Origin of the sequence: Trinickia acidisoli (assembly GCF_017315725.1) — a bacterium.
GTDB lineage: Bacteria > Pseudomonadota > Gammaproteobacteria > Burkholderiales > Burkholderiaceae > Trinickia > Trinickia acidisoli.
Map to the genome: position 1 here is coordinate 323368 of NZ_JAFLRG010000001.1, position 24304 is coordinate 347671.

Annotated in this window: 11 protein-coding genes, 6 tRNA genes and 3 rRNA genes; all 20 read left to right on the top strand. The window is 60.0% G+C overall.

What is annotated here, in order from left to right; all coding sequences use genetic code 11:
- Positions 1–206 precede the first annotated feature (206 nt).
- A complete protein-coding gene (locus tag J3485_RS01495; RefSeq protein ID WP_206950856.1) occupies positions 207–1499 on the top strand; it encodes an SGNH/GDSL hydrolase family protein in 1293 nt (430 codons plus the stop codon).
- A 452-nt stretch (positions 1500–1951) separates the two neighbouring features.
- A 16S ribosomal RNA gene (locus J3485_RS01500) occupies positions 1952–3482 on the top strand.
- A gap of 64 nt (positions 3483–3546) precedes the next feature.
- Positions 3547–3623 (top strand) — tRNA-Ile (locus J3485_RS01505).
- Between the two features lie 61 nt (positions 3624–3684).
- Positions 3685–3760 (top strand) — tRNA-Ala (locus J3485_RS01510).
- A 366-nt stretch (positions 3761–4126) separates the two neighbouring features.
- Positions 4127–7009: ribosomal RNA gene (locus tag J3485_RS01515) — 23S ribosomal RNA — on the top strand.
- Between the two features lie 228 nt (positions 7010–7237).
- Positions 7238–7351: ribosomal RNA gene (gene rrf, locus J3485_RS01520) — 5S ribosomal RNA — on the top strand.
- The 16S, 23S and 5S rRNA genes sit together here with 5 tRNA genes alongside, the layout of an rRNA operon.
- Positions 7352–7512: 161 nt before the next feature.
- Positions 7513–7598: transfer RNA gene (locus J3485_RS01525), tRNA-Tyr, on the top strand.
- Positions 7599–7641: 43 nt separating this feature from the next.
- Positions 7642–7715 (top strand) — tRNA-Gly (locus J3485_RS01530).
- Positions 7716–7730: 15 nt separating this feature from the next.
- Positions 7731–7805, top strand: a tRNA-Thr gene (locus J3485_RS01535).
- Positions 7806–7867: 62 nt separating this feature from the next.
- Positions 7868–9058 (top strand): elongation factor Tu, encoded by a 1191-nt coding sequence (gene tuf, locus J3485_RS01540; protein WP_206950857.1) that lies wholly within the window; start codon positions 7868–7870, stop codon positions 9056–9058.
- Between the two features lie 63 nt (positions 9059–9121).
- Positions 9122–9197: transfer RNA gene (locus J3485_RS01545), tRNA-Trp, on the top strand.
- 35 nt (positions 9198–9232) lie between these two features.
- Entirely contained in the window at positions 9233–9613 is a 381-nt protein-coding gene (secE, locus tag J3485_RS01550) for a preprotein translocase subunit SecE (RefSeq protein ID WP_206950858.1), read from the top strand.
- Position 9614: 1 nt separating this feature from the next.
- Complete coding sequence (gene nusG, locus J3485_RS01555) at positions 9615–10172, top strand: transcription termination/antitermination protein NusG (RefSeq protein WP_206950859.1); 558 nt, start codon at positions 9615–9617, stop codon at positions 10170–10172.
- A gap of 153 nt (positions 10173–10325) precedes the next feature.
- Positions 10326–10757: a 50S ribosomal protein L11 gene (gene rplK, locus J3485_RS01560; RefSeq protein WP_102645094.1), complete on the top strand. Its 432-nt coding sequence runs from the start codon at positions 10326–10328 to the stop codon at positions 10755–10757.
- Positions 10758–11459 (top strand): 50S ribosomal protein L1, encoded by a 702-nt coding sequence (rplA, locus tag J3485_RS01565; protein WP_206950860.1) that lies wholly within the window; start codon positions 10758–10760, stop codon positions 11457–11459. It begins immediately after the preceding gene.
- Between the two features lie 325 nt (positions 11460–11784).
- Complete coding sequence (gene rplJ / locus J3485_RS01570) at positions 11785–12279, top strand: 50S ribosomal protein L10 (protein ID WP_206950861.1); 495 nt, start codon at positions 11785–11787, stop codon at positions 12277–12279.
- A 78-nt stretch (positions 12280–12357) separates the two neighbouring features.
- Complete coding sequence (gene rplL / locus J3485_RS01575) at positions 12358–12732, top strand: 50S ribosomal protein L7/L12 (protein ID WP_206950862.1); 375 nt, start codon at positions 12358–12360, stop codon at positions 12730–12732.
- 368 nt (positions 12733–13100) lie between these two features.
- Positions 13101–17207 (top strand): DNA-directed RNA polymerase subunit beta, encoded by a 4107-nt coding sequence (gene rpoB / locus J3485_RS01580; protein WP_206950863.1) that lies wholly within the window; start codon positions 13101–13103, stop codon positions 17205–17207.
- Positions 17208–17228: 21 nt separating this feature from the next.
- Positions 17229–21488 carry a DNA-directed RNA polymerase subunit beta' gene (rpoC, locus tag J3485_RS01585; RefSeq protein ID WP_206950864.1) on the top strand — a complete coding sequence of 1420 codons (4260 nt, stop codon included), beginning with the start codon at positions 17229–17231 and terminating at the stop codon, positions 21486–21488.
- 420 nt (positions 21489–21908) lie between these two features.
- Positions 21909–24143 carry a two-partner secretion domain-containing protein gene (locus J3485_RS01590; protein ID WP_242538448.1) on the top strand — a complete coding sequence of 745 codons (2235 nt, stop codon included), beginning with the start codon at positions 21909–21911 and terminating at the stop codon, positions 24141–24143.
- Positions 24144–24304: the final 161 nt, after the last annotated feature.

The window sequence follows — 24304 nt, forward strand, 5'->3', positions numbered from 1 at the left end:
CCGTCCCGTCGGGCTCAACCAGTGCTCGAAGGACGATCACGTGCCTGCCTGCCGGGCGTCGGCGAGTGCATTAATTGGGGCGGTATAGACGTTTCGACCGGGGTGGATCGCCGCGTCGTGGCAAGGCGCTGCGAACGCTTATCTTGAATGCGCGCGTCAGGCACAATCGCCGCTTCGATCGCTCTTTCCGGGATTCCCCTCGCACTATGTTTTTCCGTAACGATTCGCGTGCACTGCGCGTGTTGATGTCCGCGTTGCTCACTTCCGTATGCATTGCCGGTGCAGCACAAGCGCGTGCGGCCGCCCCGGCACAGGCGCCCGGCGGCTGGGTGACCGCTTGGGCGACAGCCTTGCAGTCGATCCCCGATTTGTCCAATCCGCCGCCGCTCTACCGGACGCCCGACGTTGCCGGCCGCACCGTTCGGCAAATCGTCTACCCGACGGTGCCCGGACGTGGCGCGCGCATCCGCATCAGCAACGTGTACGGGCGCGGCCCGCTAATGCTGACCGACGTCATGCTCGCGCGCTCTGCCGGCGGCGCCGCGACGCAGCCCGGCACGGCCGTGCGCGTGACCTTCGGCGGTAGGCCGTCGATTACCCTGAAGCCGGGCGCCGAAATCGACAGCGACCTCATTCAGACGACGTTGACGGCCGGCGAGCCCTACGCGATCAGCCTGGTCGCGGGGGCGCACCAGACACTGAGCGCCTGGCACCGCGTTGCGAACCAAGTCAATTACGTGTCGACCGAGGGCGACCATGCCGCCGATGCGACGTCGAGCGCATACCCGCGCAAGTTCACCGAATCGGCATGGGTGAGTGCACTCGACGTGCGCGCGCCGAACGCCGTCGCAATTGCCGCTATCGGCGATTCGATCACCGACGGGCTGCGTTCGAGCTTGAACCGGAATCGCCGCTGGCCTGACGGCTTGGCGCACCGGCTTGGCGAAGCCGGCAGCGCGCCGATAGCCGTGCTCAATCTCGGTATCAGCGGCAATCGCTTGCTGAGCGATTCGGCTTGCTACGGCGAGGCGCTGGACCGGAGGTTCGATCGTGACGCGCTCGGCCACGCAGGCGTCGGCGCTGTGATCTTGCTGATCGGCATCAACGACATCAATTTTCCCTCGATGCCGCCGCGCGCCGGGCTCGACTGTGACTTTCCGCATACGGCGGTAACAGCGCGCGATCTGATCGACGGCTATCGGCGTTTGATCGAGCGTGCCCACCGCAGCGGCATGCGCATTTACGGGGCGACGCTGACGCCGGCGTCGCTCCCGCCGGCGCGCGAGGCTATTCGTACGGCAGTCAACGACTGGATTCGCACGAGCCACGCATTTGATGGCGTGGTGGATTTCGATGCCGCGCTGCGCGATCGCGCGCATCCGGGCGAACTGCAGCGTCGTTTCGATAGCGGCGACCATATTCACCCGAACGACGACGGCTACGCTGCGATGGCCACGGCCGTGCCGCTCGATGCGATCGTGTCGGCTGCGCGCCGCTAGCGAAAAAAAGATGCGTCATACCCTTGTCACAAGAGGCGGGTTTGACCTACTATTCGCTTCCTCCTTTGGGAGACGGCGATGAAGCGAGCGCCGGCGTCAACGAGTTTTAAGCGATGTGCTAAAAAACAGTTGACGGTATGTGCAAGGTTCTGCATAATCTCGTTTCTCTGCTGCTGACGCAGCAACGCAAGACGGTCGGTGCTGGAAGGGTGGTTATTCTGGTGCTGCTGGTTGAGCGACGCGATCTTTAAAAATTTACAGCCGATAAGTGTGGGCGCTTGATGGCGAACGCGAGGTTGGGTCTTCGGGCCTGGCCGGAAGCGAAAGTATCAAGCCTCACACAGTATTGAGGTAGGGTTCATCGAGAGATGGATTCGACCTGTCAGTACGTTGAGTGAGCGACCGATTCAAGACGTAGGTAACTACGTGAATCGAAAACAGTAACAGGCATTGAACTGAAGAGTTTGATCCTGGCTCAGATTGAACGCTGGCGGCATGCCTTACACATGCAAGTCGAACGGCAGCACGGGGGCAACCCTGGTGGCGAGTGGCGAACGGGTGAGTAATACATCGGAACGTGTCCTGGAGTGGGGGATAGCCCGGCGAAAGCCGGATTAATACCGCATACGCTCTATGGAGGAAAGCGGGGGATCTTCGGACCTCGCGCTCAAGGGGCGGCCGATGGCGGATTAGCTAGTTGGTGGGGTAAAGGCCTACCAAGGCGACGATCCGTAGCTGGTCTGAGAGGACGACCAGCCACACTGGGACTGAGACACGGCCCAGACTCCTACGGGAGGCAGCAGTGGGGAATTTTGGACAATGGGCGCAAGCCTGATCCAGCAATGCCGCGTGTGTGAAGAAGGCCTTCGGGTTGTAAAGCACTTTTGTCCGGAAAGAAATCTTCCTCGCTAATATCGAGGGGGGATGACGGTACCGGAAGAATAAGCACCGGCTAACTACGTGCCAGCAGCCGCGGTAATACGTAGGGTGCGAGCGTTAATCGGAATTACTGGGCGTAAAGCGTGCGCAGGCGGTTCGCTAAGACCGATGTGAAATCCCCGGGCTTAACCTGGGAACTGCATTGGTGACTGGCGAGCTAGAGTGTGGCAGAGGGGGGTAGAATTCCACGTGTAGCAGTGAAATGCGTAGAGATGTGGAGGAATACCGATGGCGAAGGCAGCCCCCTGGGCTAACACTGACGCTCATGCACGAAAGCGTGGGGAGCAAACAGGATTAGATACCCTGGTAGTCCACGCCCTAAACGATGTCAACTAGTTGTTGGGGATTCATTTCCTTAGTAACGAAGCTAACGCGTGAAGTTGACCGCCTGGGGAGTACGGTCGCAAGATTAAAACTCAAAGGAATTGACGGGGACCCGCACAAGCGGTGGATGATGTGGATTAATTCGATGCAACGCGAAAAACCTTACCTACCCTTGACATGGACGGAATCTTGCTGAGAGGTGAGAGTGCTCGAAAGAGAACCGTCACACAGGTGCTGCATGGCTGTCGTCAGCTCGTGTCGTGAGATGTTGGGTTAAGTCCCGCAACGAGCGCAACCCTTGTCCTTAGTTGCTACGCAAGAGCACTCTAAGGAGACTGCCGGTGACAAACCGGAGGAAGGTGGGGATGACGTCAAGTCCTCATGGCCCTTATGGGTAGGGCTTCACACGTCATACAATGGTCGGAACAGAGGGTTGCCAACCCGCGAGGGGGAGCTAATCCCAGAAAACCGATCGTAGTCCGGATTGCACTCTGCAACTCGAGTGCATGAAGCTGGAATCGCTAGTAATCGCGGATCAGCATGCCGCGGTGAATACGTTCCCGGGTCTTGTACACACCGCCCGTCACACCATGGGAGTGGGTTTTACCAGAAGTGGCTAGTCTAACCGCAAGGAGGACGGTCACCACGGTAGGATTCATGACTGGGGTGAAGTCGTAACAAGGTAGCCGTATCGGAAGGTGCGGCTGGATCACCTCCTTTCTCGAGCTGACGTGTTCAAGGTTGAGCGCTCACGCTTATCGGCTGTAGATCAAGACAGACTCAGGGGTCTGTAGCTCAGTTGGTTAGAGCACCGTCTTGATAAGGCGGGGGTCGTTGGTTCGAATCCAACCAGACCCACCATATGTCTGCGCCCCTGGGGAGCTCATCGAAGAGGTGGGCTGTCTGTGTCTGTACTGAGTGAGGGGGCATAGCTCAGCTGGGAGAGCACCTGCTTTGCAAGCAGGGGGTCGTCGGTTCGATCCCGTCTGCCTCCACCAACCACCAATGACAAGGGTTCGGCGCAAGGCGTTGCGCAGGAAGAGTCTTTGTCATTGGCGATTGAGCCAGTCAGAGCGACTGAAGTAGTCCGAGTCGGCTGTCGATCTTTAACAATCTGGAAGAAGTAGTAATGGATATTGGAAGCGTCTATGAGATGGACGTGGAAGATATCGATGGGTAGTGATTGTATCAAGTATGAAAAGTGATCGAAAGATGACTTGGAATACGGCACAACGCGAGAACTCAAACCTGTAGTGCGAGTGGTTCTAACCCCGTAGGTGGTACCTTCTAGGTGCCCCGCAAGGGGGCGAGCCCAGAGTAAGCGCTAAAGCGCTAACTCTGGCCGCGAGACGCTCTCGTTATAGGGTCAAGCGAACAAGTGCATGTGGTGGATGCCTTGGCGATCACAGGCGATGAAGGACGCGGTAGCCTGCGAAAAGCCCCGGGGAGCTGGCAAACGAGCTTTGATCCGGGGATGTCCGAATGGGGAAACCCACTCCGAATGGAGTATCGGTAGCTGAATACATAGGCTACGCGAAGCGAACGCGGCGAACTGAAACATCTAAGTAGCCGCAGGAAAAGAAATCAACCGAGATTCCCAAAGTAGTGGCGAGCGAAATGGGAAGAGCCTGTACGTGTTATCGATGTTGTTAGCTGAACGCTCTGGAAAGTGCGGCCATAGCAGGTGATAGCCCTGTAAGCGAAAACAGTGTTGAAGGACTAAGCGTACGAGAAGTAGGGCGGGACACGTGAAATCCTGTCTGAAGATGGGGGGACCATCCTCCAAGGCTAAATACTCGTGATCGACCGATAGTGAACCAGTACCGTGAGGGAAAGGCGAAAAGAACCCCGGGAGGGGAGTGAAATAGATCCTGAAACCGCATGCATACAAACAGTCGGAGCCTCGTAAGGGGTGACGGCGTACCTTTTGTATAATGGGTCAGCGACTTACGTTCAGTAGCAAGCTTAACTGATTAAGGCAGGCGTAGCGAAAGCGAGTCCGAATAGGGCGTTCAGTTGCTGGGCGTAGACCCGAAACCAGATGATCTATCCATGGCCAGGTTGAAGGTGCGGTAACACGTACTGGAGGACCGAACCCACTAACGTTGAAAAGTTAGGGGATGAGCTGTGGATAGGGGTGAAAGGCTAAACAAATCTGGAAATAGCTGGTTCTCTCCGAAAACTATTTAGGTAGTGCCTCGTGTATCACCTTCGGGGGTAGAGCACTGTCATGGTTGAAGGGTCCATTGCGGATTACTTCGCCATAGCAAACTCCGAATACCGAAGAGTGCAATCACGGGAGACAGACATCGGGTGCTAACGTCCGGTGTCAAGAGGGAAACAACCCAGACCGCCAGCTAAGGTCCCCAAGATTGGCTAAGTGGGAAACGAAGTGGGAAGGCTAAAACAGTCAGGAGGTTGGCTTAGAAGCAGCCACCCTTTAAAGAAAGCGTAATAGCTCACTGATCGAGTCGTCCTGCGCGGAAGATGTAACGGGGCTAAGCCAGTCACCGAAGCTGCGGATGCGTACGCAAGTGCGCATGGTAGGAGAGCGTTCCGTAAGCCTGCGAAGGTGCACCGTAAGGTGTGCTGGAGGTATCGGAAGTGCGAATGCTGACATGAGTAGCGATAAAGGGGGTGAAAGGCCCCCTCGCCGTAAGCCCAAGGTTTCCTACGCAACGTTCATCGGCGTAGGGTGAGTCGGCCCCTAAGGCGAGGCAGAAATGCGTAGCTGATGGGAAGCAGGTCAATATTCCTGCACCGTCGTGAGATGCGATGGGGGGACGGATCGCGGAAGGTTGTCCGGGTGTTGGAAGTCCCGGTCGCTGCATTGGAGAAGGCGCTTAGGCAAATCCGGGCGCGTAATTCAAGGGTGTGGCGCGAGCGGCCTAGTGCTGCGAAGCAATCGGAAGGGGTCCCAAGAAAAGCCTCTAAGCTTCAGTCTCATGATGACCGTACCGCAAACCGACACAGGTGGGCGAGATGAGTATTCTAAGGCGCTTGAGAGAACTCGGGAGAAGGAACTCGGCAAATTGGTACCGTAACTTCGGGATAAGGTACGCCCCTGTAGCTTGACTGGCCTGCGCCAGAAGGGTGAAGGGGTTGCAATAAACTGGTGGCTGCGACTGTTTAATAAAAACACAGCACTCTGCAAACACGAAAGTGGACGTATAGGGTGTGACGCCTGCCCGGTGCCGGAAGATTAAATGATGGGGTGCAAGCTCTTGATTGAAGTCCCGGTAAACGGCGGCCGTAACTATAACGGTCCTAAGGTAGCGAAATTCCTTGTCGGGTAAGTTCCGACCTGCACGAATGGCGTAACGATGGCCACACTGTCTCCTCCCGAGACTCAGCGAAGTTGAAGTGTTTGTGATGATGCAATCTACCCGCGGCTAGACGGAAAGACCCCATGAACCTTTACTGTAGCTTTGCATTGGACTTTGAACCGATCTGTGTAGGATAGGTGGGAGGCTATGAAGCGTGAACGCTAGTTTGCGTGGAGCCGTCCTTGAAATACCACCCTGGTTTGTTTGAGGTTCTAACCTTGGCCCGTGATCCGGGTCGGGGACAGTGCATGGTAGGCAGTTTGACTGGGGCGGTCTCCTCCCAAAGCGTAACGGAGGAGTACGAAGGTACGCTAGGTACGGTCGGAAATCGTGCTGATAGTGCAATGGCATAAGCGTGCTTAACTGCGAGACCGACAAGTCGAGCAGGTGCGAAAGCAGGTCATAGTGATCCGGTGGTTCTGTATGGAAGGGCCATCGCTCAACGGATAAAAGGTACTCTGGGGATAACAGGCTGATACCGCCCAAGAGTTCATATCGACGGCGGTGTTTGGCACCTCGATGTCGGCTCATCTCATCCTGGGGCTGTAGCCGGTCCCAAGGGTATGGCTGTTCGCCATTTAAAGAGGTACGTGAGCTGGGTTTAAAACGTCGTGAGACAGTTTGGTCCCTATCTGCCGTGGGCGTTGGATATTTGAAGGGGGCTGCTCCTAGTACGAGAGGACCGGAGTGGACGAACCTCTGGTGTACCGGTTGTCACGCCAGTGGCATCGCCGGGTAGCTATGTTCGGAAGAGATAACCGCTGAAAGCATCTAAGCGGGAAACTCGCCTTAAGATGAGATATCCCCGGGGCTTTAAGCCCCTTGAAGGGTCGTTCAAGACCAGGACGTTGATAGGTCGGGTGTGTACGTGCAGTAATGCACTTAGCTAACCGATACTAATTGCCCGTACGGCTTGATCCTATAACCGGAGCGTTTCGCCTTCAGTGTGTGTGCCTCAGCACCGACTGAAGAGCACCCCCGAACGGGGGCTCAGCGCTCAAGGTTTGACTCGCGTATCCGTGCCACGCAATCACCCCCCATCGATCACCCCCCCATTACACCGAGACACCGAGCCCGCCCACACCGCGCGCTCAATACTTCTTCCCAGATTGGCTATGCGGCCCACAAGCCTCGTAGCAACAAGTCATGCCTGATGATCATAGCGAGTTGGTACCACCCCTTCCCATCCCGAACAGGACCGTGAAACGACTCCACGCCAATGATAGTGCGGATTGCCCGTGTGAAAGTAGGTCATCGTCAGGCTCCCTACCCTACAAACCCCCGTTAGCGCGCCCGCTACCGGGGGTTTGTGCTTTATGCTCGAACAAAAAGTCTCGTTGTATAGATGAGAGCGCCGACTCCTGAAGCGCGTGCGTAAGGCTTGACACGGCACGACTTTGTCTTCATAATTGTCCGTTCTCTGCGGAGGGGTGCCCGAGTGGCTAAAGGGGGCAGACTGTAAATCTGTTGGCTTACGCCTACGTTGGTTCGAATCCAACCTCCTCCACCAGAATATGCAGGCCGTGGTGCGGCAGGGAATCGCGAAGGCCCTCGCGGGTGTAGCTCAATGGTAGAGCAGAAGCCTTCCAAGCTTATGACGAGGGTTCGATTCCCTTCACCCGCTCCAATGCCAAGAAGTACTGCCCATGTGGCTCAGTGGTAGAGCACTCCCTTGGTAAGGGAGAGGTCGGCAGTTCGATCCTGCCCATGGGCACCAGTAGCTGTCATTGGTTGTTTGCGTGCGGCGCAACATACGGAAAATCCTCTTAGGAGTCGAAAATGGCCAAGGGTAAGTTTGAGCGGACCAAGCCGCACGTGAACGTGGGCACGATTGGTCACGTGGATCATGGCAAGACGACGCTGACGGCGGCGATCACGACGGTGCTGACGGCGAAGTTCGGCGGTGAGGCGAAGGCCTACGATCAGATTGACGCGGCACCGGAAGAAAAGGCGCGCGGCATCACGATCAACACGGCGCACGTCGAGTACGAAACGGCCAATCGCCACTACGCACACGTGGACTGCCCGGGCCACGCCGACTACGTGAAGAACATGATCACGGGTGCGGCGCAGATGGACGGCGCGATCCTGGTGTGTTCGGCAGCGGACGGCCCGATGCCGCAAACGCGCGAGCACATCTTGTTGGCCCGTCAGGTGGGCGTGCCCTACATCATCGTGTTCCTGAACAAGTGCGACATGGTGGACGACGCGGAGCTGCTCGAACTGGTGGAAATGGAAGTGCGCGAGCTGCTCTCGAAGTACGACTTCCCGGGCGACGACACGCCGATCATCAAGGGTTCGGCCAAGCTGGCGCTGGAAGGCGACAAGGGCGAGCTTGGTGAAGTGGCGATCATGAACCTGGCCGACGCGCTGGACTCGTACATCCCGACGCCGGAGCGCGCGATCGACGGTGCGTTCCTGATGCCGGTGGAAGACGTGTTCTCGATCTCGGGCCGCGGCACGGTGGTGACGGGTCGTGTCGAGCGCGGTGTGGTGAAGGTCGGCGAGGAAATCGAAATCGTCGGGATCAAGCCGACGGTGAAGACGACGTGCACGGGCGTGGAAATGTTCCGCAAGCTGCTGGACCAAGGTCAAGCGGGCGACAACGTGGGCATTTTGCTGCGCGGCACGAAGCGCGAAGACGTGGAGCGCGGCCAAGTGTTGGCCAAGCCCGGTTCGATCACGCCGCACACGCACTTCACGGCTGAAGTGTACGTGCTGAGCAAGGATGAGGGCGGGCGCCACACGCCGTTCTTCAACAACTACCGTCCGCAGTTCTACTTCCGTACGACGGACGTGACGGGCTCGATCGAGCTGCCGAAGGACAAGGAAATGGTGATGCCGGGCGACAACGTGTCGATCACGGTGAAGCTGATCGCCCCGATCGCCATGGAAGAAGGTCTGCGCTTCGCCATTCGCGAAGGTGGCCGTACCGTCGGCGCAGGTGTCGTCGCTAAGATCATCGAGTAAGCCAGTTAATTCTCGTTGATCGGTGGTTTCGGGGTTGGCTGTAGAGTCAACCCCAAATGGTTTAGGGGTATAGCTCAACTGGCAGAGCGTCGGTCTCCAAAACCGAAGGTTGGGGGTTCGATTCCCTCTGCCCCTGCCAAAATTCTGCGCTGAATAGGCGCACGTTAGGGTGTTATGGCGAATCCTTCCGTCGAAGCTGTGGATACTTCCAGCGACAAGTTGATGGTCATCGCGGGCGTATTGCTGGTCTTGGCCGGATTCGTGGGTTTCTTCTGGCTGAGTGGTCAGGAATGGTATGTGCGCGGCGCGGCGCTTGCTGTCGGCGTCGTTGCCGGTGTAGTGGTTGGTCTCCTCTCCTCCCCCGGTAAGAGCTTTATCGCTTTCGCCAAGGACTCCTACAAGGAAGTCCGCAAGGTTGTTTGGCCGACTCGCAAGGAGGCAACGCAAACCACGCTCGTAGTCTTCGGCTTCGTGCTGGTGATGGCGGTGCTGCTGTGGATCAGCGATAAATCCATCGAATGGGTCATTTTCTCGGCGATTCTGGGTTGGAAATGATATGAGCGATACTCCGGCACCTCCGAGCGGTAAACGTTGGTACGTCGTGCATGCGTACTCCGGCATGGAGAAAAGCGTGCAGAGGGCGCTCCAAGAGCGCATCGAGCGCGCTGGCATGCAAGATAAGTTTGGCCAAATCCTCGTTCCGACCGAGGAAGTCGTGGAAGTGAAGGGGGGTCACAAATCGGTGACCGAACGTCGTTTCTTCCCCGGCTACGTTCTCGTCGAGATGGAGATGACCGATGAAACTTGGCATCTCGTCAAGAACACGGCGAAGGTGACAGGCTTTGTCGGCGGTGCGCGCAACCGCCCGAGTCCGATTTCCCCGCGCGAAGTCGAAAAGATCATGTCGCAAATGCAAGAAGGCGTCGAGAAGCCTCGGCCGAAGACGCTGTTCGAAGTGGGCGAGATGGTTCGTGTCAAGGATGGTCCGTTCACGGACTTCAATGGCAGCGTCGAAGAAGTGAACTACGAGAAATCGCGCGTGCGCGTCTCGGTCACGATCTTCGGGCGCGCCACGCCTGTCGAATTGGAATTTGGGCAGGTCGAAAAGCTGTGATCGATTCCAACGGGTCGCCCGATTGCGGGCGGTCCGTTTTCGCGCTTACGGTCCGCGTAATGACCGTTGAGGAGCGTCAGTAATCGCGGTGCATCGCGGTGACAGCGCGCTACTACTCACCGAACGCTCACGCGTTCCAACGAGGTTTTCGTCATGGCAAAGAAAATCATCGGCTTTATCAAGCTGCAGATCCCTGCAGGTAAAGCCAATCCGTCGCCGCCGGTTGGCCCGGCACTGGGTCAGCGCGGCCTGAACATCATGGAGTTCTGCAAAGCGTTCAACGCGCAGACCCAAGCGATGGAACCGGGCCTGCCCGTTCCCGTCGTCATCACCGCGTTCGCCGACAAGAGCTTCACGTTCATCCTCAAGACGCCTCCGGCCACCGTGCTGATCAAGAAGGCTGCGAAGATCGACAAGGGTTCGAGCAAGCCGCACACCGACAAGGTCGGCAAGATCACGCGCGCGCAAGCAGAAGACATCGCCAAGGCAAAGATGCCCGACCTCACGGCTGCCGACTTGGACGCCGCGGTCCGTACGATCGCCGGCAGCGCCCGCTCGATGGGCATCACCGTGGAGGGCGTGTAAATGGCTAAGATTTCCAAGCGTCTGCAAGCATTCGCGAACAAGATCGATCGTCAGAAGCTGTACCCAATCGACGAAGCGCTGTCGCTCGTCAAGGGATGTGCAACGGCGAAGTTCGATGAGTCGATCGACGTTGCCGTTCAGCTCGGCATCGATGCGAAGAAGTCGGATCAAGTCGTTCGCGGCTCGGTTGTGCTGCCCGCGGGTACCGGCAAGTCGGTTCGCGTTGCGGTGTTTGCTCAGGGTGAAAAGGCCGAGCAAGCGCGCGCTGCCGGCGCTGAGATCGTCGGTATGGAAGATCTCGCCGAGCAAATCAAGGGCGGCAATCTGAATTTCGACGTCGTGATCGCTTCGCCGGACACGATGCGCGTTGTCGGTACGCTGGGCCAGATCCTCGGCCCGCGCGGCCTAATGCCGAACCCGAAGGTTGGCACGGTCACGCCCGACGTCGCAACGGCTGTGAAGAATGCCAAGGCGGGTCAAGTGCAGTTCCGCGTCGACAAGGCGGGGATCATCCACGCAACGATCGGCCGTGCGTCGTTCGAACCGACCGCGCTGCGCACGAACCTGTCGGCGCTGGTTGAAGCGCTGCAGAAGGCTAAGCCGGCGACGAGCAAGGGCGTGTACCTGCGTAAGATCGCGCTGTCGAGCACGATGGGCGTCGGCGTGCGGGTCGACCAAGCATCGCTCGCTGCGCAGCAGTAAAGAATCGATCGCGTCCGGTGCGGCAGTTGCCCACCGGCGCGGTATTTAAGGGCTTTGGGCGGTCGCGGGAGGGTATCGTGCCTCGCGCGGCCGGTTGTCAAAGACCGTTGGCGGGAACGTAGCAGGAAGGCAACAGGCAAGCGTTTCCTTAATTGAAAGCCAACGCAGATGGCGAACCCGAAAAAGTTTTGCAGTCATTGAGTTCACGGGTTGCGCGCAGCGATGCGCAAGGCCGGTGGGCGAAATACTCCTAACCCTCGGACGCCGTTGTTGAACGCGGTGTATCGGGCTTAGTCGCCTGGCGCATCGCATCTGGAGGTTAACCGTGCCACTGAACAAAGAAGATAAGCAGGCCGTCGTGGCTGAGGTTTCCGCGCAAGTCGCGAAAGCCCAGTCCATGGTCCTGGCCGAGTATCGTGGGATAGCGGTTGGCGATCTGACGAAGCTGCGCGCGAAAGCGCGCGAGCAGAAGGTGTACCTGCGCGTGTTGAAGAACACGCTGGCGCGTCGCGCTGTCGAGGGTACCCCGTTTGCTCCGTTGGCCGAGCAGATGACCGGTCCTCTGATCTACGGCATCTCGGAAGATGCCATTGCCGCCGCCAAGGTCGTCAACGACTTCGGCAAGAGCAATGACAAGTTGATCATCAAGGCCGGCTCGTACGAAGGCAAGGTGATGGACAAGGCAGGCGTGCAAGCGCTCGCCAACATCCCGAGCCGTGAAGAGCTGCTCTCCAAGCTGTTGTTCGTCATGCAAGCGCCTGTCTCGGGCTTTGTGCGCGCACTCGCCGCGCTCGCCGAGAAGCAGGGCGAAGCTGCCTAAACGGGCAGCGCATGGCGCACTCTAGCCGGGCGTGACTGATCGCTGGCTGTATCCGAATTCAATTTAGGAGTATTTCACATGGCAATCGCAAAAGAAGACATCCTCGAAGCCGTTGGCTCGATGTCGGTTCTGGAACTGAACGAACTCGTCAAGGCGTTCGAAGAGAAGTTCGGCGTGTCGGCCGCTGCTGTCGCAGTGGCGGGCCCCGCAGGCGGCGGTGCTGCTGCCGCCGTCGAAGAGCAAACGGAATTCAACGTGATCCTCACGGAAGTCGGCGCCAACAAGGTTTCCGTCATTAAGGCCGTGCGCGAACTGACGGGCCTGGGCCTGAAGGAAGCGAAGGATCTCGTCGACGGTGCACCGAAGCCCGTGAAGGAAGCGGTGCCCAAGGCTGCTGCTGAAGAAGCGAAGAAGAAGCTGGAAGAAGCCGGCGCGAAAGCTGAAGTCAAGTAAAGCCCCTCGCGTTGTGCGAAGGCTGGCGGTTTTTCCACCGCCGGCCTTTTTGTGCTTTGTGGGAACTATGTTTTGCTGGCCCTTTGCGCCATCGGAACATAGCCCCAAGAGGCCAAAGAAAATTGCCTTCTCCCTGCGAGCGGCATTTCTCTTTGTCTTCTGAAGCGACTGCAGAAGGCAAGTTTGGTCGGGCGGCGGGCAACATAGGCATCCGCTGCCGTCAGCCAGCGGTTGGTAGCGGCCAACCACCAAGCTTCTAGGCTCGTTCAAGCCTCAGAACGGCCATCGGGTCTCAGTCGGTGAACACTCGGGTTGTCTCATCCTGGCGCCTTGCCTCGACACCATTCCCGCCGTGATTCGGAGATCGTATGCAATATTCCTTCACCGAGAAGAAGCGCATTCGTAAGAGTTTTGCGAAGCGCCCCATCGTTCACCAAGTACCTTTCCTGCTGGCCACCCAGCTTGAATCATTCAGCACGTTTCTGCAAGCTGACGTGCTCGCGAATGCTCGCAAACCCGAGGGTTTGCAGGCAGCGTTCACGTCTGTTTTCCCGATCGTCTCGCACAACGGTTTCGCGCGCCTGGAGTTCGTGAGCTACGCGTTGTCGCCGCCGGCCTTCAACATCAAGGAGTGCCAGCAGCGCGGTCTCACCTATTGCTCGGCCTTGCGCGCCAAGGTGCGCCTCGTCTTGCTCGACAAGGAATCGCCGAGCAAACCGGTCGTCAAGGAAGTGAAGGAGCAGGAAGTCTACATGGGCGAAATTCCGCTCATGACGCCGACCGGCTCGTTCGTCATCAACGGCACCGAGCGTGTCATCGTCTCGCAGTTGCATCGTTCGCCGGGCGTGTTCTTCGAACACGACAAGGGCAAGACGCATAGCTCGGGCAAGTTGCTGTTCTCGGCGCGGATCATCCCGTACCGCGGCTCGTGGCTCGACTTCGAATTCGACCCGAAGGACGTTCTCTACTTCCGCGTCGACCGTCGCCGCAAGATGCCGGTCACGATCCTGCTCAAGGCGATCGGCCTCACGCCGGAACAGATCCTCGCGAACTTCTTCGTCTTCGACAACTTCACGCTGATGGCGGAAGGGGCGCAGATGGAGTTCGTCCCCGAACGTCTGCGCGGCGAAGTCGCGCGCTTCGACATCAGTGATCGCGACGGCAACGTCATCGTCCAAAAGGACAAGCGGATCAACGCGAAGCACATCCGTGACCTCGACAACGCCAAGACGAAGTTCATCTCGGTGCCCGAGGACTACCTGCTCGGCCGCGTTCTAGCGAAGAACGTGATCGATGGCGAGACGGGTGAAGTCATCGCGAACGCGAACGACGAAATCACCGAAAGCACGCTCGAGAAGCTGCGCGAGGCGAAGGTCAAGGACATTCAGACGCTCTACACGAACGATCTGGATCAAGGCCCGTACATCTCGTCGACGCTGCGTATCGACGAAACGACCGACCGGACGGCCGCGCGCATCGCAATCTACCGCATGATGCGCCCGGGCGAGCCGCCGACCGAAGAAGCGGTCGAGGCGCTGTTCAATCGTCTGTTCTACAGCGAAGACGCGTACGACCTGTCCAAGGTCGGCCGCATGAAATTCAACCGCCGCGTCGGCCGCGATGAAATCACGGGCCCGATGACGCTGCAGGACGACGACATCCTCGCGACGATCAAGATCCTCGTCGAGCTGCGCAACGGCAAGGGCGAAGTCGACGACATCGATCACCTCGGCAATCGTCGAGTGCGCTGCGTTGGCGAACTCGCGGAGAATCAATTCCGTGCCGGCCTCGTGCGCGTCGAGCGCGCGGTGAAGGAACGCCTCGGCCAAGCCGAGAGCGAAAACCTGATGCCGCACGACCTGATCAACTCGAAGCCGATTTCGTCGGCGATCCGCGAGTTCTTCGGTTCGTCGCAGTTGTCGCAGTTCATGGACCAAACCAATCCGCTGTCGGAAATCACGCACAAGCGCCGTGTTTCCGCACTGGGACCGGGCGGTCTGACGCGCGAGCGCGCGGGCTTCGAAGTACGCGACGTGCACCCGACCCACTACGGCCGCGTGTGCCCGATCGAAACGCCTGAAGGTCCGAACATCGGCCTGATCAACTCGCTCGCGCTCTATGCGCACCTGAACGAGTACGGCTTCCTCGAAACGCCGTACCGCAAGGTCGTGGACGGCAAAGTGACGGACCAGATCGACTACCTGTCGGCGATCGAAGAAGGCCGTTACGTGATCGCGCAGGCGAACGCGGCGGTGGCGGGCGACGGCACGCTGACCGACGAGCTCGTCTCGTCGCGCGAAGCGGGCGAAACGCTGATGGTCACGCCGGACCGCATCCAGTACATGGATGTGGCGCCGTCGCAGATCGTTTCGGTCGCAGCTTCGCTGATCCCGTTCCTCGAGCACGATGACGCGAACCGCGCGTTGATGGGCTCGAACATGCAGCGTCAGGCCGTGCCGTGTCTGCGTCCTGAGAAGCCGGTCGTCGGTACGGGCATCGAGCGGACAGTGGCCGTCGATTCGGGCACCACGGTGCAAGCGTTGCGCGGTGGTGTCGTCGATTACGTCGACGCGGGCCGTATCGTCATTCGCGTGAACGACGACGAGGCGGTGGCCGGTGAAGTCGGCGTCGACATCTACAACCTGATCAAGTACACGCGCTCGAACCAGAACACGAACATCAACCAGCGTCCGATCGTGAAGGTCGGCGACATGGTCGCGCGCGGCGACGTCCTGGCGGACGGCGCTTCGACGGATCTGGGCGAGCTCGCGCTCGGTCAGAACATGCTCGTCGCGTTCATGCCGTGGAATGGCTACAACTTCGAAGATTCGATCCTGATCTCCGAGAAGGTCGTGGCCGATGATCGCTATACGTCGATCCACATCGAAGAGCTCAACGTCGTCGCTCGCGACACGAAGCTCGGACCTGAGGAAATCACGCGCGACATCTCGAACTTGGCCGAAGTGCAGCTTGGCCGGCTCGACGAGTCGGGCATCGTCTATATCGGCGCCGAGGTCGAAGCGGGCGACGTGCTCGTCGGCAAGGTCACGCCGAAGGGCGAAACGCAACTCACGCCGGAAGAAAAGCTGCTGCGCGCGATCTTCGGCGAGAAGGCATCCGACGTGAAGGACACGTCGCTGCGCGTGCCCTCGGGCATGAGCGGTACGGTCATCGACGTGCAGGTGTTCACGCGCGAAGGCATCCAGCGCGACAAGCGCGCACAGCAGATCATCGACGATGAACTGAAGCGCTATCGCCTCGACTTGAACGATCAGTTGCGTATCGTCGAAGGCGATGCGTTCCAGCGTCTGGCGCGTATGCTCGTCGGCAAGGTCGCGAACGGCGGTCCGAAGAAGCTCGCGAAGGGCACGAAGATCGATCAAGCGTACCTGGAAGATCTCGACCATTACCACTGGTTCGACATTCGCCTCGCCGACGAAGAAGCGGCCGCTCAGCTCGAAGCAATCAAGGATTCGATCGAGCAGAAGCGTCACCAATTCGACCTCGCGTTCGAAGAGAAGCGCAAGAAGCTCACGCAAGGCGACGAACTGCCCCCGGGCGTGCTGAAGATGGTCAAGGTGTACTTGGCCGTCAAGCGCCGCCTGCAGCCTGGCGACAAGATGGCCGGCCGTCACGGTAACAAGGGTGTCGTGTCGAAGATCGTTCCGATCGAGGACATGCCGTACATGGCCGACGGCCGCCCGGCCGACGTCGTACTGAACCCGCTCGGCGTGCCGTCGCGGATGAACGTGGGTCAGGTGCTCGAAGTGCATTTGGGCTGGGCTGCGAAGGGTCTCGGCTGGCGTATCGGCGAAATGCTGCAGCGTCAGGCGAAGATCGAAGAGCTGCGTGTGTTCCTGACCAAGCTGTACAACGAGTCGGGCCGCGCCGAAGAGCTCGAGAGCTTCTCGGACGACGACATCGTCGAGTTGGCGAAGAACCTGCGCGAAGGCGTGCCGTTCGCAACGCCGGTGTTCGACGGTGCGACGGAAGAGGAAATGTCGAAGATGCTCGACCTTGCCTTCCCGGACGACATCGCCGAGCAACTCGGCATGACGAAATCGAAGAACCAGGTGCGCCTATGCGACGGCCGCACGGGCGAGCCGTTCGAGCGCACCGTCACGGTCGGCTACATGCATTACCTGAAGCTGCACCATTTGGTGGACGACAAGATGCACGCCCGTTCGACCGGTCCTTACTCGCTCGTGACGCAGCAGCCGCTCGGCGGTAAGGCGCAGTTCGGCGGTCAGCGCTTCGGTGAAATGGAAGTGTGGGCGCTCGAAGCGTACGGCGCATCGTATGTGCTGCAGGAAATGTTGACGGTGAAGTCTGACGATGTGACGGGCCGGACGAAGGTTTACGAGAACCTGGTCAAGGGCGACCACGTGATCGACGCCGGCATGCCTGAGTCGTTCAACGTGTTGGTGAAGGAAATCCGGTCGCTCGGTATCGACATCGACCTGGACCGGAACTAATAGGACTACTGGAGAGAAGCGATGAAAGCTTTGCTCGATCTATTCAAGCAAGTCCAACAAGAAGAAGTTTTCGATGCGATCAAGATCGGTCTTGCCTCGCCCGACAAGATCCGCTCGTGGTCGTTCGGTGAAGTCAAGAAGCCCGAAACGATCAACTACCGCACGTTCAAGCCCGAGCGCGACGGCTTGTTCTGCGCGAAGATCTTCGGGCCGATCAAAGATTACGAATGCTTGTGCGGCAAGTACAAGCGCCTGAAGCATCGTGGCGTGATCTGCGAGAAGTGCGGCGTCGAAGTGACGCTCGCGAAGGTGCGTCGCGAACGGATGGGCCATATCGAACTGGCTTCGCCCGTCGCGCACATTTGGTTCTTGAAGTCGCTGCCGTCGCGTCTGGGCATGGTGCTCGACATGACGCTGCGCGACATCGAGCGCGTGCTGTACTTCGAAGCGTACGTGGTGATCGATCCGGGCATGACGCCGCTCAAAGCGCGGCAGATCATGACCGAAGAGGATTACTACAACAAGGTCGAAGAGTACGGTGACGAGTTCCGCGCCGAGATGGGCGCGGAAGGCGTGCGCGAGCTCCTGCGCGCGATCAACATCGACGAGCAAGTCGAGACGCTGCGCACCGAGCTCAAGAACACGGGCTCGGAAGCGAAGATCAAGAAGTACGCGAAGCGCCTGAAGGTGCTCGAGGCCTTCCAGCGTTCGGGCATCAAGCCCGAATGGATGGTGCTCGAAGTGCTGCCCGTGCTGCCGCCCGAGCTGCGTCCGCTCGTGCCGCTCGACGGCGGCCGTTTCGCCACGTCGGACTTGAACGATCTCTATCGCCGCGTGATCAACCGGAACAACCGGTTGAAGCGTCTGCTCGAGCTCAAGGCGCCCGAAATCATCGTCCGCAACGAAAAGCGGATGCTGCAAGAGGCCGTCGATTCGCTGCTCGACAACGGTCGTCGCGGTAAGGCGATGACGGGTGCGAACAAGCGTCCGCTGAAGTCGCTCGCCGACATGATCAAAGGCAAGGGCGGCCGCTTCCGTCAGAACTTGCTCGGTAAGCGCGTCGACTACTCGGGCCGTTCGGTCATCGTCGTGGGTCCGACGCTGAAGCTGCACCAGTGCGGCCTGCCGAAGCTGATGGCGCTCGAGTTGTTCAAGCCGTTCATCTTCAACAAGCTCGAAGTGATGGGCGTGGCCACGACCATCAAGGCGGCGAAGAAGGAAGTCGAGAATCAAACGGCGGTGGTGTGGGACATCCTCGAAGAGGTGATCCGCGAGCACCCGGTGATGCTCAACCGCGCGCCTACGCTGCACCGTCTCGGCATTCAAGCGTTCGAGCCCGTGCTGATCGAAGGCAAGGCCATTCAGCTCCACCCGCTCGTTTGCGCGGCGTTCAACGCCGACTTCGACGGTGACCAGATGGCCGTGCACGTGCCGCTGTCGCTCGAAGCGCAGATGGAAGCGCGCACGCTGATGCTCGCGTCGAACAACATCCTGTTCCCGGCCAACGGCGATCCGTCGATCGTGCCGTCGCAGGATATCGTGCTCGGCCTGTACTACGCGACGCGCGAGGCGGTCAACGGCAAGGGCGAAGGCATGTCGTTCACGGGCGTGTCCGAAGCGCTGCGTGCCTACGAGAACAAGGAAGTCGAGCTGGCCTCGCGCGTGAACGTGCGTATCACCGAAATGGTGGCGAACGAGGACACGTCCGAAGGCGCGCCGAAGTTCGTGCCGAAGATCTCGTTGTACGCGACGACGGTCGGCCGCTCGATCCTGTCGGAAATCCTGCCGCCGGGCCTGCCGTTCTCGGTGCTGAACAAGCCGCTCAAGAAGAAGGAAATCTCGCGCCTCATCAATACGGCGTTCCGCCGTTGCGGTCTGCGCGAGACGGTGATCTTCGCCGATCAGTTGATGCAGTCGGGCTTTCGCCTCGCGACGCGCGCCGGCATCTCGATCTGCGTGGACGACATGCTCGTGCCGACGCAGAAGGAAGTGATCGTCGGCGACGCCGCGAAGAAGGTGAAGGAGTACGACCGCCAGTACATGTCGGGTCTCGTCACCGCGCAAGAGCGCTACAACAACGTGGTCGATATTTGGTCGGCAACGTCGGAAGCGGTCGGCAAGGCGATGATGGAGCAGCTCTCGACCGAACCCGTGGTCGATCGCGACGGCAACGAAGTGCGTCAAGAGTCGTTCAACTCGATCTACATGATGGCCGACTCGGGCGCTCGCGGTTCCGCGGTGCAGATTCGTCAGTTGGCCGGTATGCGGGGGCTGATGGCCAAGCCGGATGGCTCGATCATCGAGACGCCGATTACGGCGAACTTCCGCGAAGGCCTGAACGTGCTGCAGTACTTCATCTCGACGCACGGCGCGCGTAAGGGTCTGGCCGATACGGCACTGAAGACGGCGAACTCGGGTTACCTCACGCGGCGTCTGGTCGACGTGACGCAGGATCTCGTCGTGACCGAAGACGATTGCGGCACGAGCAACGGCGTGGCGATGAAGGCGCTCGTCGAAGGCGGTGAAGTCGTCGAAGCGCTGCGCGACCGGATTCTCGGCCGCGTGGCGACGGCAGACGTCGTCAACCCCGAATCGCAAGAAACGCTTTACGAAGCGGGTACGTTGCTCGACGAAACGGCTGTCGAAGAGATCGAACGCCTCGGTATCGACGAAGTGCGCGTGCGCACGCCGCTCACCTGCGAAACGCGCTACGGTCTCTGCGCGGCGTGCTATGGCCGCGACCTCGGCCGCGGCTCGCTCGTAAACGTCGGCGAAGCGGTCGGTGTGATCGCGGCGCAGTCGATCGGCGAACCGGGCACGCAGCTCACGATGCGTACGTTCCACATCGGCGGTGCGGCATCGCGTGCGGCGGTGGCCTCGTCGGTCGAAGCGAAGAGCAACGGTACGGTGCGCTTCACCTCGACGATGCGCTACGTCACGAACGCGAAGGGCGAACAGATCGTCATCACGCGTTCGGGCGAGGCGATGATCACCGACGATCACGGCCGCGAGCGCGAGCGTCACAAGGTGCCGTACGGCGCCACGCTGTTGCAGCTCGACGGCGCGCAGATCAAGGCCGGCACGCAGTTGGCCACGTGGGACCCGCTCACGCGTCCGATCATCACCGAGTACGGCGGTACGGTGAAGTTCGAGAACGTCGAAGAAGGCGTGACGGTTGCCAAGCAGATCGACGACGTGACGGGGCTTTCGACGCTCGTCGTGATCGACGTGAAGCGTCGTGGCTCGCAGGCCGCCAAGAGCGTGCGCCCGCAGGTGAAGCTGCTCGATGCCGTCGGCGAGGAAGTGAAGATCCCCGGTACCGAACACTCGGTGCAGATCGGCTTCCAAGTCGGCGCGCTGATTACGGTGAAGGACGGCCAGCAGGTGCAGGTCGGTGAGGTGCTCGCGCGGATTCCGACGGAATCGCAAAAGACGCGTGACATTACCGGCGGTCTGCCACGTGTGGCCGAACTGTTCGAAGCGCGTTCGCCGAAGGATGCCGGCATTCTGGCGGAAGTCACCGGTACGGTTTCGTTCGGTAAAGATACGAAGGGCAAGCAGCGTCTCGTCATCACGGATCTCGAGGGCAACCAGCACGAGTTTCTGATCGCGAAGGAAAAGCAGGTGCTCGTCCACGATGGTCAGGTCGTCAACAAGGGCGAAATGATCGTGGACGGTCCGGCCGATCCGCACGACATCCTGCGTCTGCAGGGCGTCGAGGCGCTGTCGCGCTACATCGTCGACGAAGTGCAGGACGTGTATCGTCTGCAAGGCGTGAAGATCAACGACAAGCACATCGAAGTGATCGTGCGTCAGATGCTGCGCCGCGTGCAGATCTCCGACAACGGGGATACGCGCTTCATCCCGGGCGAACAAGTCGAGCGGTCGGACATGCTCGACGAGAACGATCGGATGAACGCGGACGACAAGCGTCCGGCCGCGTACGAGAACGTGCTGCTCGGTATCACGAAGGCGTCGCTGTCGACCGATTCGTTCATCTCCGCCGCGTCGTTCCAGGAAACGACGCGCGTGCTGACCGAGGCTGCGATCATGGGCAAGCGCGACGACCTTCGCGGCTTGAAGGAAAACGTGATCGTCGGCCGCTTGATCCCGGCTGGTACGGGTCTCGCGTTCCACAAGGCGCGCAAGGCGAAGGAATCGTCGGATCGCGAGCGTTTCGATCAGATCGCCGCGGAAGAGCAGTTCGAATTCGGTACGCCGGAATCATCGGCTGCCGAAACGCCGGCCGACGAGCCGCATCAGCAACACTCGGCGGAGTAAGTTCGGGCGGCGCTTGACGCCGCTCGTGCGATGCATCCGCTCAAGCGCCTTGGCGCAAAAGCCGCTCGGTTTCGACTGGGCGGCTTTTTTTTCGTGCGCCCGGCGTCGACCCAGGCATGTCGCACTTTTCCAGACTGGCGTAAAAGCACGAATACCTGTCCGATTTCATCCGTCGCGCAGGATATGGATTTGATCCGATAATCGCGTGGGCCATAAAAACATAACGGCCCGATCTCCGGTGATTTGCCGCGCTTTCACGAATTCTCATTAAATCCCGCGGCGAACTTATCGGTTCGATATTGAAATATTCGCGAGGGCATCATGAGAGTAGCGGCTTCAACCGAGCGGGGCAGGGTCAGACCAAAATTAATGGCAATGTGGGTGGGTGCGGCGGTTTCGGTGCTGTGCGGGACATCGTCCATGTCATATGCCGGCTCCCTTCCGGCAGGCGGTCAATTTATTTTAGGGAGCGGATCTATTTCCGAGAATGGCACATCGCTGACAATTAATCAAACGTCGGGGCGTGGGGTCATTGATTGGAATAATTTTTCGATTGGGTCCGGTAACCACGTCAACTTCAATAATGGATCCGGAGCCACATTAAATCGCGTCACCGGCACAAGCGCTTCATCGATCCTCGGCGTACTGTCGGCGACGGGTAGCGTCTATCTCATCAATCCGCAAGGGGTTGTGATCGGACCGACCGGCGTTGTGTCCACGGGCGGGCGTTTCGTTGCGTCGACGCTCGACGTCGACAATACGGCATTCATGAACGGCGGCCCGCTCACGCTGTCGGGCACGTCGAGTCACTCCGTCGTGAATCTCGGCAATATCGGCTCGACGCGCGGCGACGTGTTTCTCATCGCGGCCGGCGCGGTCGAAAACCTCGGTGGTATCAGCGCGCCGCAGGGTACGGTCGAACTCGCGGTGGGCAAGACGGTGCTGCTGCAGGATTCGTCGACCAGCCGCCAAGTGTTCGTGCAGACCGGCAGCGGCGGCAACGTGACGAATGCCGGGCAGATTGCCGCCGCACAAGTGAGCCTGCAAGCGGCTGACGGCAACATATTCGCGCTGTCGGGGAACCACACGGCGATTCGCGCGACCGGCACGGCCACCCGCGACGGCCATGTCTGGCTCGTGGCGGATACGGGCAGGGTCGCGCTGATGAGCGCAGTCCAGGCGACGAATGCCGACGGCAGCGGCGGAACCGTCGATACGACAGCGAGCAATCTCATACTGGATCCGCTCGGAGCCGCCGTGCAGGCGGGGCAATGGAACGTCACGACGCCCGCCTTCACGCTCGACGGCTCGGCGGCAAGCGTGTTCTCCAGCAGCCTTAACGCCGGGACCTCGATCAACGTGCAGACGACAGGCGCCGGCGGTGTCGGCGGCGATATTACCGTCGCGGCGAACTTGGGGTGGACGGGCGCGGCCTCGCTTTCGCTCGACGCATTGCGCAACGTGGGTGTCCAGCAGGGCGTCACCATCCAGAATCAAGGCGCCGGCAGCCTGACGCTGCGCGCCGATGCAACCGCGATCGATAACGGGGGCGGTGTCGTCAACGACGGCACCATCGACTGGTCCAAGAGCACCGGGCTCGTCAATCTGTATCGCGACATGACGGGCGCGTATTCGGCAGGCACGTTGCTCGGCAATCCGGCTTGGACGCCTTCGCCCGACGCCGGCATCGTGACGCAGATCACGGCGTACAAGCTCGTCAATTCGCTCGCGGATCTCGAGAACGTGTCGCAAGATCCTGCCGGCAACTATGCGCTCGGGATCGACATCGCGTTCAACGGCGCCTATGTCGACCAGATCGGCAGCACCACCCCGTTCACAGGCCAGTTCGACGGGCTTGGCCACACGCTGAATGGCGTGTCGATTACAGGGGGATCACCCGGGTACTACTTCGGCTGGGGCGGGCCGCTGTTCGGCGTCATTGGCGCGACGGGCGTGGTGCGCAACCTAAGCCTATCGAACAGCGACGGCGGTATCGGGCATTGCTACAGCAACTCGTGCTACCTCGGCGTCCTGGCGGTCGAAAACGACGGTCTTATCGCCCGCACGTCTTCGGCTGGCGGCTTCTACTTCAACGACTACGGGCCGGGTACCGGCTACTCCATCGGCGGGCTCGTCGGGCTGAATACGGGAACGATCGTGCAATCGTCGAGCAGCGCCTCGGTGTCCGGCGTGCCCGATTTTACCGGCGGGCCCGGTGGGGGGGATCTGGGTGGGCTCGTGGCCGTCAACACCGGCACGATCAAACAGTCGTATGCGACGGGTTCGGTAACCGGCGGCGGATGGGCGTACGTGGGTGGCCTCGTCGGAAACAGCAGCGGCACGGTGACGCAGTCGTTTGCAACGGGGGCGGTATCGGGCGGCGGTGGTTCTTACTGGTTCGGCCCGGGCGGCGGCGCGGGCGGCCTGATCGGTTCGGGAAGCGGCGGCGGCAGCGACGACTACTGGAACGTGCAGACGTCGGGCATGGCGGTCGACAGCGGCGGCGTGCCGGTACAGAACGGGCTCACGACAGCACAGATGGGCAATGCCTCGAGCTACGCCGGCTGGGATTTCGGTGCCGGCGGCGCGTGGCTGATGCCGGCCGGCGCAGGGCATCCCGTGCTCCGTTGGCAGGCGGCGCAGTCGGGCAGTTAGCTTTAGCCGTCGATCGACGGGGCTGGCCCGGGCGGCGGTTGCGGGCCAGCAGTCGATCCAACGCCGATCGTAGTGGCCGGGGTCGCCGCGCACAAATCGCTGCCATGACCGAGCCGATCAATTGTGTGTTGACGTAAGCACTGCGCGGATCTCGTTCGGTT